The sequence below is a fragment of the Pseudoalteromonas sp. Z1A8 genome (assembly GCF_011378855.1).
GTDB lineage: Bacteria > Pseudomonadota > Gammaproteobacteria > Enterobacterales > Alteromonadaceae > Pseudoalteromonas.
This window is the reverse complement of record NZ_WTLB01000084.1, coordinates 1-9,511: the sequence shown is the minus strand read 5'-3', so window position 1 is coordinate 9,511 and position 9,511 is coordinate 1. Positions and strand designations below refer to the sequence as shown.

Genomic DNA, 9,511 nt, shown 5'->3' with positions numbered 1-9,511 from the left:
TTCCTTTGGCGAGAAAATGGCCGAATTATAACAGCTGGCCATCTAATCTGAGAAATTGCACTTATTATCCGAATTTAGGTATAAATTACTACAGCACAATACTGAGAAATACCGACAAGCAAATTACTCATCCTTACGATAAAAATATTTCGTTATCTTTTATTTCGTTTTCGTTTAAAAATCAGTATACCAACAGAGTTGTTCTGGATTGGGCACTACTGGTTTAAACCTAACCTTAAACTGGGTAAATCAGTCATCACACCATTTTTTTAGGAATAAACGAATGAAAAAAGCATTGCTAGCATTAATCGTAGCACCACTATTTGCAGTATCTGCGACTTACGCGGTAGCAGACGATGCGCCAACAGCTTCAGCCGAAATGGTAAAAGAATACACAGAGATGTGTGTTAACTGGGCTAAAGATGATGACGTAAGCAATAAAGAGCTAAATGCCTACGTATTAAAATGCGTAAATGATGAGCTTGAATCTGAAGGCTATAAAAAAGTATCTTCTGTTAAAATTTAATCATGCCAATTGCATTAAATTAGCGATCTATTTAGTGCAATATAATGACCATGTTTTTAATAAAAATTGATATACCCAATACACTTAGTTAAATGTACTGCTAATAAAGCCGTTGCGAAAACATTTAATTAGGCACAAAAAAACCGGAATAGACACAAGCTGTGCATTCCGGTTTTTTTATGACTTTTTAAAACTATAAAAAGCTATGAATAAGAAATACCTACTTATTCATCCTCTTTTTTAGTTTTAGGCTTTGCTTTGGCTTTAGGTTTTGCTTTAGCTGGTGCCTTTTTTGCTGCGGCTTTCTTTTTAGGCGCTGCTTTTTTCTTCGCCTCTTCTGTCCATTTACCTGCTTCATAATGAGCAGTCCAGCCAGTAGCTTTACCGTCAACTTCAGTCATAACATACTGAGCTTTATTTTTACGGCTGTAGCGTACAACAGCAAGATTACCATCAGGATCTTTAGCAGGTGCATCGGCTAGGTAATAAAACTTAGGCGAAATACGGTCTCTAAAGCGTTTTAATTCTTCTACCTTAGGTGCACGTGTTTCTCGTGACTTAGGAAAAGTATTTGCAGCTAAAAATATACCCGCGGCGCCATCACGTAATACAAAATACGCATCTGACTTTTCACACTCGAGTTCTTTGATGTGAACTGGGTCCTCTTTTGGAGGCGCTGCTTCACCACTTCTAAGTAATTTACGTGTATTTTTACACTCGTCATTATTACAGCCAAAGTACTTACCAAAGCGACCCGATTTAAGCTCCATGTCAGAACCACATTTATCACATTCGATAATTGGTCCGTCATAGCCTTTAATTTTAAAGGTACCTTCTTCAACTATATGCCCTTTACACGCTGGATTATTACCACACACATGTAATTTACGGGTTTCGTCAATTAGGTATGAATCCATTGCCGTTTCACAAATCGGGCAACGTTTCATCTGCATTAGCTTTTCAGTTTCTTCGTCTTCGACATCGGCTGGAACCGCTTCATCGCCCGACACTAAATTCATTGTCGTTGTACAACGCTCTTTTGGCGGAAGACTGTAACCAGTACACCCTAAGAAAACACCAGTTGATGCTGTGCGTATACCCATTTTTCGGCTACACGTAGGACATTCAATATCCGTTTCAACCATCTCGTTAAGACGCATACCGCCATTTTCTGGCTCATCTTTAGCGACAGTTAATTGCGTTGAAAAATCAGCATAAAATTTATCAAGAACTTCAGTCCATACTCGCTCGCCTTCAGCGATGTCATCTAAACGGCCTTCCATTTTTGCTGTAAAATCAAAATTCATCAAATCAGTAAAGTTTTCAACCAAACGATCGGTAACTATTTCACCCATTTTTTCAGCAAAGAAACGGCGATTTTCTACACGTACATAACCACGATCTTGAATCGTTGATATAATTGACGCATAAGTAGATGGACGACCAATACCGCGTTTTTCAAGCTCTTTTACTAAACTTGCTTCACTAAAGCGCGCTGGCGGTTTAGTAAAATGTTGTTTAGGATCAAGTTCGATTAAAGTAAGGACTTCACCTTCTTTAACAGCTGGTAATGATTGATCTTCTTCGTTCTTTTTACGTATTGCAGGCTGTACTTTAGTCCAACCATCAAAGCGTAGCACACGGCCTTTCGCTTTAAGTTGGAAATCGTTAGCTTCAACTGTAAGCGTTGTTAAATCGTATTCAGCAGGTACCATTTGGCACGCTACAAACTGACGCCAAATTAGCTCGTACAGCTTTTTAGCATCGGCGTCTACACCTTCAACATGACCAGATAACACGGTAACGCTTGAAGGACGTATTGCCTCATGCGCTTCTTGTGCATTGCCTTTAGAGCTGTAGCTAATTGGATCTTTTGGTAAATATTTAGCACCAAACTCGTTCGTTACGTACTCACGACACATTTCAACCGCATCTTTTGAAAGATTAGTTGAATCGGTACGCATATACGTAATATAACCGCCTTCATACAAACGCTGAGCAAGCATCATGGTCTTTTTAACGCCATAACCTAAACGTGTACTTGCCGCTTGTTGCATGGTTGAAGTAATTAATGGTGCACTTGGGCGACTTTTACTTGGTTTTTCTTCAACGCTAATTACTTTGTATTCTGCATTCTCAAGGCTTTTAACCGCTGCGCTAGCCTGAGCTTCATTTACAGGCTTAAATGGCTTTCCTGCTTGTTTGGCTACTTCTAAGCGTAACTCAGACTCAGTATTTTTAACGTCAGCGTGAATATCCCAAAATTCTTCTGGAATAAATGCTTTAATTTCACGTTCACGCTCTACTAATAAACGTACTGCTACTGATTGCACTCGTCCTGCAGAAAGTCCTCGGGCCACTTTAGCCCAAAGTAAAGGTGATACCATAAAACCAACAACACGGTCCAAAAAGCGACGTGTTTGCTGAGCGTAAACCATATCGGTGTTAAGCTCGCCTGGTGTTTCAAATGCTTGTTGTATTGCGTTTTTAGTAATTTCGTTAAAAACTACGCGCTTATACTTTGAAGGCTCGCCGCCAATAATTTCCTGAAGGTGCCAAGCAATTGCTTCCCCTTCTCTATCCAAATCCGTTGCGAGATATATTTGGTCTGCATTTTCTGCCAGCTTTTGTAATTCTTGAACAACTTTTTCTTTACCAGGCAGTATTTCGTAATGCGGATCCCAACCTTGGTTTGGATCAATACCCATACGCGCGACTAAGTTTGTATAATCTCGTTGCTTTTTATACGCTGCTTTCTCTTCAGGCTCCATTTTACGAACTTCTGCTGGCGTTTTAGTTGCCGGCACTTTAGCTTTGCTCGAACCTGAAGTAGGTAAATCTCGCACATGTCCAATACTGGACTTTACGATGAAGTCATTACCTAAATATTTATTAATTGTTTTAGCCTTAGCAGGAGACTCTACAATTACTAGCGATTTGCCCATAGTTGCCTATTTCTAACCAAATATTAAAAATGTGTTTTGCCGACATAAGCGGCGCGAATATTTATAGGTATATCTACAAACACTAGTTGTTACAAGCTTTTAATACAAACTTTTCAGTATTTACTGAATAAACGAACAATTTTTGTCGTTAAATTAAACAAACAGGTGTTTTTAGATTAATTGATGTGGAATATATAGAACAGAAACAAAAATGCCAACCTAAAGGTTGGCATTTTTTTAAATATAATAATTAAAAACCTTAACCATCATCTCTAATTGTGATCGTTGCAGGAGTTTGTACCCCTTTAGGGGTTTCAAATGTAACACTTAGCAAACCGGTATTTGCATCATTTGGATCTGTTTCACGACTAATCGTAAACTCTTCATAAAATGCAGCTGTGCTATTGCTTTCAAGCATAGTAAAACCATCACGACCATCATATTTACCATTTTTAGTAGATACTGATACATCTGTACCTGATGGAATTGGATTGTTATATCTATCAGAGTAATAAATACCGAATGTTAAGCTATCTAAGCTATTTGACCCAACACCTGAGCTTATATCAATTAAGCTAACGTCACAAAAATCATCAGTATCAGAAGGCTCTAACCTTAAAATTAATTTTTCAGTAATAACACCACCAATCGTTGCAACGCTTCTAATATCACTACAGCTTTCTATATTTGCAGTAAGAGCATTAGGAAACTTATTAGTAAGCTCTTGTTTAGTAACTACAAAACGACTATAAACAGTACTACCTGATAATATTATTTGAAATGAATCTCTTACATCAATTAAATCTTTTGTACACAGGCTAGCAAACGTATCATCATCAGATGGGTTAGTTGCATCTTCTGTGCATATTAAACCATTGTATTTACCATCAGCTAATGTGTGCATGCCATTTAAGTCAATATCAAAGTTCTCTTCAAAATGACCGCCATTTGTATTTTCTGGACTACACGGATCATCTTCACTACCTTCTTGACAAAATTCAGGCGGTTTTACTTCTGCAGTAACAGGGTTATAAGTACCTGCTAAGCCGTCGTATACACCATTTTCATTATGATCAACAAACGCTTCTGGTAAATCATAGCCACTGTAATACTCATTAGTATCAAAAAGTCCATTACCATTAATATCAATAAACGACTCTTGCCCTTTTGCAGTAACAAGTACCGTTACACGACCGCCTAAAGGTACGCCATTGTCGACATTATCAGCTGCGCTAAGAATACCATTAATACAAGGAGCCGCATTTCCAAAATATAAATCACAATTTTTTTCAATACCATTTCCCCATTTAGCCTCTGTAAATGGTTTAGGATTTTGGTTACGCCATTGTGCATTACATGCACCATCAACTGTATTACATTCAAGTTGTGCATTAAATGCCGTACCGTCTAAAGTACCAACCGCACCACCTTCCGTGGTCAAGTAAACAGCTGTTCCATCGGGTACAGGGTTATTAAAGTGATCCGCTAAGTAAACGGATATTTCGTTCGTGTCACCAATGTAATCAAGTGCTTCAATATTAATCGTCTGTGCACCTGCAGTAAAACTATTGCCATCAGGGAGACCAGAGCTAATTGAAACTAAATCAGAAACCGTAATCACTTGCTCATCAAGCGATACTAAAGAAAGCTCACCTACTGGGCACGACACATCATCGCTTCTATCTGCTGCATCTTTTTGGCATTCTAAATAAACATCTTGCCAACACGTTACATCATCGTTTTGATTTTCAGGAATTTGATCATCAGGGATATAACATGCCTGTACTCGCACAGCCATAGGTACAAAACCCGCATTTACTTGAACGCGCGCTAAACCTTCAGCATCTGTGAAAACACTACCATGCGATAAACTAATTCCGCCATTTGTAGCGCTTAAACGAAAGTCCATTCTGCTACTAACTACTGATTTACCGATTTTGTCTTTTAATTTGAACGTAATTTCAGACGTTTCAGAGCGTGTTTGACCGCCAGTACCTTTAAGTGCAATTACATTTTGTGTTACATCTATAAATTCTATAGATTCTACTTTCGCAATAGAAACTGGAATGTTAATAGATTTAATAACCGGTGTACCACCCGTTAATACTGTCGCAGTAACAGTATCACCTAGTGATGCATTACAACCATCGGTACGATAAGTAGCAGTAGCAATACCACTAATACTTTTTGCCGTTGCATCCATAATAGATAAACCAGCTTGAGTACAGTTAGAAGTAAATTCAACGTCAAATGCTGTTACAACTGGTAAAGAGTTACTATCTAGTATTTCAACAGTAATGACAGTTGTTGCACCTGCTGCTAATGGTTGGTATTCATCTACAACAGGGTTACCATTTACATCTAGTAAATTAAATAAACCATTACTGATATTAACTTGCAACTCAGCTGTAGAGATTTCAAACGCTTTTTGATTAGATGTTGATTTCGATGTGGCAGTGATTTCACCTGCTCCGCTATTAGCACCGGGTTGTAATTTAAGAATTGCGAAACCAAAGTTATCCGTTAATGCTTTACCAGAAACCGGTAATAATGTACCTAAGTCCGTTGAAATCTCACTGATAATTCCAACAAAACCGTCACCTGAACTTGTATCCGTTACCTTAACTAATACATCAATCAACTCATCTGAAGAAAATTGATTCACTACAGTACAACCCGAAGTTGGATACGATTGTTCAAGTGAAACTATATTTCTGTCACTATCCCAGCCAGCAGCACAGCCTTGTAATAATTTAATATCAACGTCAACCACAGCCCCTTCTGTTGAAGCGTCATCACCATTTGATATGAAACCTAGAGTTTTAGTAATCGTTTCTTCATCAGAAATGTAACTGGCCGTTACTTCGCCAGCGCCTTTAAAGTCACCACTGCTTAAAGTCACTACAGCATGACCACTTTCATCAGTTAGCGCAGTACCTAGCTCAGGTGTTATTTTACCTGTAAAGTTAGTCGTAAAAGTAATTAACTGCGAGACTAGCGCGTCGCCATCGCTTGTTAAAATTGCAGTTACAACACCTTTGTTATCTTTACTGACTGGATTGCTATCGGAAAATGCAGCACCGCTACTATCTAAAATACTGAGCTGTAAAGTAATTGAACTACTAACATCCGTATCACCTGTATCGTCGCCAATGGTGCCATCTTTTTCTAGTGACCCACCGCCACCACAAGCTGTGAGTAAAAAACTAAGCAATGAAATGCTGAGTAGTCGCATTAAAGGCATAAACCTCTCCCTAGCGTTGTTATTATAATCAAAATTAATTCCTGCTTAATATTAACCTATAACTTAGTATAAAATCACAGTTTTTTATTACTTTTTTGAGTGAAATATTTTTAAATAAATACTAACTTTTTCTGTAGTAAATATTTCCTTGCTGGTAGTCTATGGCAAATTTATAAAATGTAGATCAGGAAATATGTCAAAAATCCGTTCAATGAGTTTAACCACTCGCATCATGATTGGTATGGCGCTTGGGGTTACAGTAGGTTTTATATTTCAGGCTATATTAGCTGGTGAAGACGATTATCTAATACCTCTTGGGTTATTCTCTTTGCCAATTAAAGCCTTTTTTGTTGATGGTATTTTCCATGTTGGTGGACAAATATTCATTGCCAGCTTAAAAATGTTAGTTGTGCCTCTTGTATTTGTATCGCTTGTTTGTGGTACCTGTAGCTTAAGTGACCCTAAAAAATTAGGCCGCCTAGGTGGTAAATCTATTGGTTTATATTTATTAACTACAGCTATTGCTATAACAGTGGCGATTACACTAGCACTACTATTTAGTCCTGGTGAAGGAATAAGCCTCCCATCTAATGCAACTTACGATGCTAAAGAAGCCCCTACCCTTGCACGTGTAATTATAGATATGTTTCCTACAAATCCTTTTGAGGCAATGGCCAAAGGCAATATGCTTCAAGTTATTGTGTTTGCGCTTTTATTTGGTGTAGCAATGGCATTAAGTGGTAAAGCGGGTAAACGCGTAGCTACCGTATTTGAAGATTTAAACACAGTAATTTTAAAACTAGTTACGCTTTTAATGAACATTGCCCCTTATGGCGTGTTCTTTTTAATGGCAAAACTATTTACAACTATTGAGCTTAGTTTAATTGTGAGCCTAGCTAAGTACTTTGGTGTTGTAGTACTCGCACTGTTATTACATGCTTTTGTAAACTACACATTGCTTTTAAAAATATTAACAGGCTTAAACCCGCTTATTTTCTTAGCAAAAATGAAGCATACATGCTTATTTGCATTTAGTACTTCAAGCTCAAGCGCAACCATGCCTATTACACTTGAAACTGCTACTAAAAAGTTAGGTGCTAACAACTCTGTTGCCTCATTCACTATTCCACTAGGTGCTACTATTAACATGGATGGCACGGCTATTATGCAAGGTGTGGCGACCGTATTTATTGCACAAGTATTTAGTGTTGATTTAACAATTTCTGATTACCTTATGGTTATATTAACTGCAACTCTTGCTTCTGTGGGTACCGCAGGAGTACCTGGTGTGGGCTTAATCATGCTGGCCATGGTACTTAACCAAGTTGGCTTACCTGTAGAAGGGATTGCAATTATTATCGGTGTTGACCGCTTGCTAGATATGACACGTACAGCAGTTAATGTAACCGGGGATTGTATGGTTACCTGTGTTGTTGCCAAATCTGAAGGTGAGCTTGATGAGAGTATCTTTAACGACCCCAATGCAGCTAAAGATTTAGAAGATTATCATAAGTCTATTGATTCATAATCTATGACTATTGAGTTATAAAAAAACCTTGATGTTTTGCATCAAGGTTTTTTTTCGAGTAAAAATAATTAGCTTGTTCTCAGGTTGAAAATTTTAATCTGACTAAAGATTTAGGGACTTAAATTTAGAAAGTAAGTTTATCCCTACTTTATTTACGCCACTGCTCAAGCCAAGTGCTAACTTATCGCTTAATCCCTTTTTAACCTTGTATTTAATTTTATAAATTTGGCGCTCATGTTGCTGCTCTAGCAATGCATCATCACTTGTTTTTATAACATCTACCAAGCCTTTATCAATCGCTTGAGTTGCAAACCAATGCTCACCTGTCGCAACTAAGTTTATATCTAAGCTTGGACGTTGAGTGCTTACAAACGTTTTAAATAAGTCATGTGTTTGTTCAATTTCTTCACGAAATTTTTCGCGGGCCTTATCGGTATTTTCACCAAATAAAGTAAGTGTGCGTTTAAACTCTCCTGCCGTTATTTGTTCAAACTCAACATCGTTTTTCTTTAATATTTTATTAAAGTTAGGTATCTGAGCAATAACACCAATAGAGCCAACAATAGCAAACGGTGCTGCAAGTATCTCATCGGCTACACACGCCATCATGTAACCACCACTCGCTGCTACTTTATCAATTGATACACTTAAGGGTATGCCTGCGTTTTTAATACGCTGTAACTGAGATGCAGCAAGTCCGTATCCATGTACAACACCGCCACCGCTTTCTAAACGAATAAGCACTTTGTCTTTACTTGGATCGGCGATAGATATAATTGCTGTAATTTCTTCTCGTAAGCTTTCTACTTCGTGAGCATCCATACTACCCACAAAGTCAATTACATATAAACGAGGTTTAGGCTCATCTTTATCTGCTTTTTTACTTTGCGATTTAAGCTGTTTTTGGTGCGCTTTAAGCTCTTTTTTACCTAACGTATTTTGTAAAAAGCTTTCTTTAAGCTCAACTAATTGCTCTGATATATCGTCAATTTGTATTTCACCTTTTTTTGCTTTTGGCTTAACTGCAGCACCTACAACTAACATTAAAATAACTGCTATAGCGATAACAAAAGTGACTGTTTTAGCAAAAAACAAACCGTATTCGTATAAAAATTCCAACAGGTTTCTCCATTTATAAATTTCAGCTAATTTAGCATGCTTTAAAACAAAAAAAAGCCACTTTTCAGTTAACACCGATCAGTTAAGGTATTTTTGATCGGTTGACCGATCTTTTGGTTGCTTCACAATACCCTTATCATCTTTTGATT

Annotated in this window: 5 protein-coding genes; 2 read left to right on the top strand and 3 right to left on the bottom strand. The window is 37.6% G+C overall.

Features of this window, described 5'->3' with window-relative positions; genetic code table 11:
* Window positions 1-283: 283 nt before the first annotated feature.
* Complete coding sequence (locus GQR55_RS19080; RefSeq protein ID WP_166421857.1) at window positions 284-526, top strand: hypothetical protein; 243 nt, start codon at window positions 284-286, stop codon at window positions 524-526.
* A gap of 224 nt (window positions 527-750) precedes the next feature.
* On the opposite strand, the gene topA is transcribed toward GQR55_RS19080, so the two are convergent.
* Window positions 751-3,471 (bottom strand): type I DNA topoisomerase, encoded by a 2,721-nt coding sequence (gene topA / locus GQR55_RS19075; RefSeq protein ID WP_166421856.1) that lies wholly within the window; start codon window positions 3,469-3,471, stop codon window positions 751-753.
* Between the two features lie 259 nt (window positions 3,472-3,730).
* On the bottom strand, window positions 3,731-6,715 hold the full coding sequence (locus tag GQR55_RS19070) for a hypothetical protein (protein WP_166421855.1): 2,985 nt from the start codon (window positions 6,713-6,715) through the stop codon (window positions 3,731-3,733).
* 193 nt (window positions 6,716-6,908) lie between these two features.
* On the opposite strand from GQR55_RS19070, the gene GQR55_RS19065 reads away from it, so the two are divergent.
* On the top strand, window positions 6,909-8,243 hold the full coding sequence (locus GQR55_RS19065; RefSeq protein ID WP_166421854.1) for a dicarboxylate/amino acid:cation symporter: 1,335 nt from the start codon (window positions 6,909-6,911) through the stop codon (window positions 8,241-8,243).
* 102 nt (window positions 8,244-8,345) lie between these two features.
* Here the strand turns inward: GQR55_RS19065 and sohB are convergent, their stop codons facing one another.
* Entirely contained in the window at window positions 8,346-9,362 is a 1,017-nt protein-coding gene (sohB, locus tag GQR55_RS19060; protein WP_166421853.1) for a protease SohB, read from the bottom strand.
* Window positions 9,363-9,511: the final 149 nt, after the last annotated feature.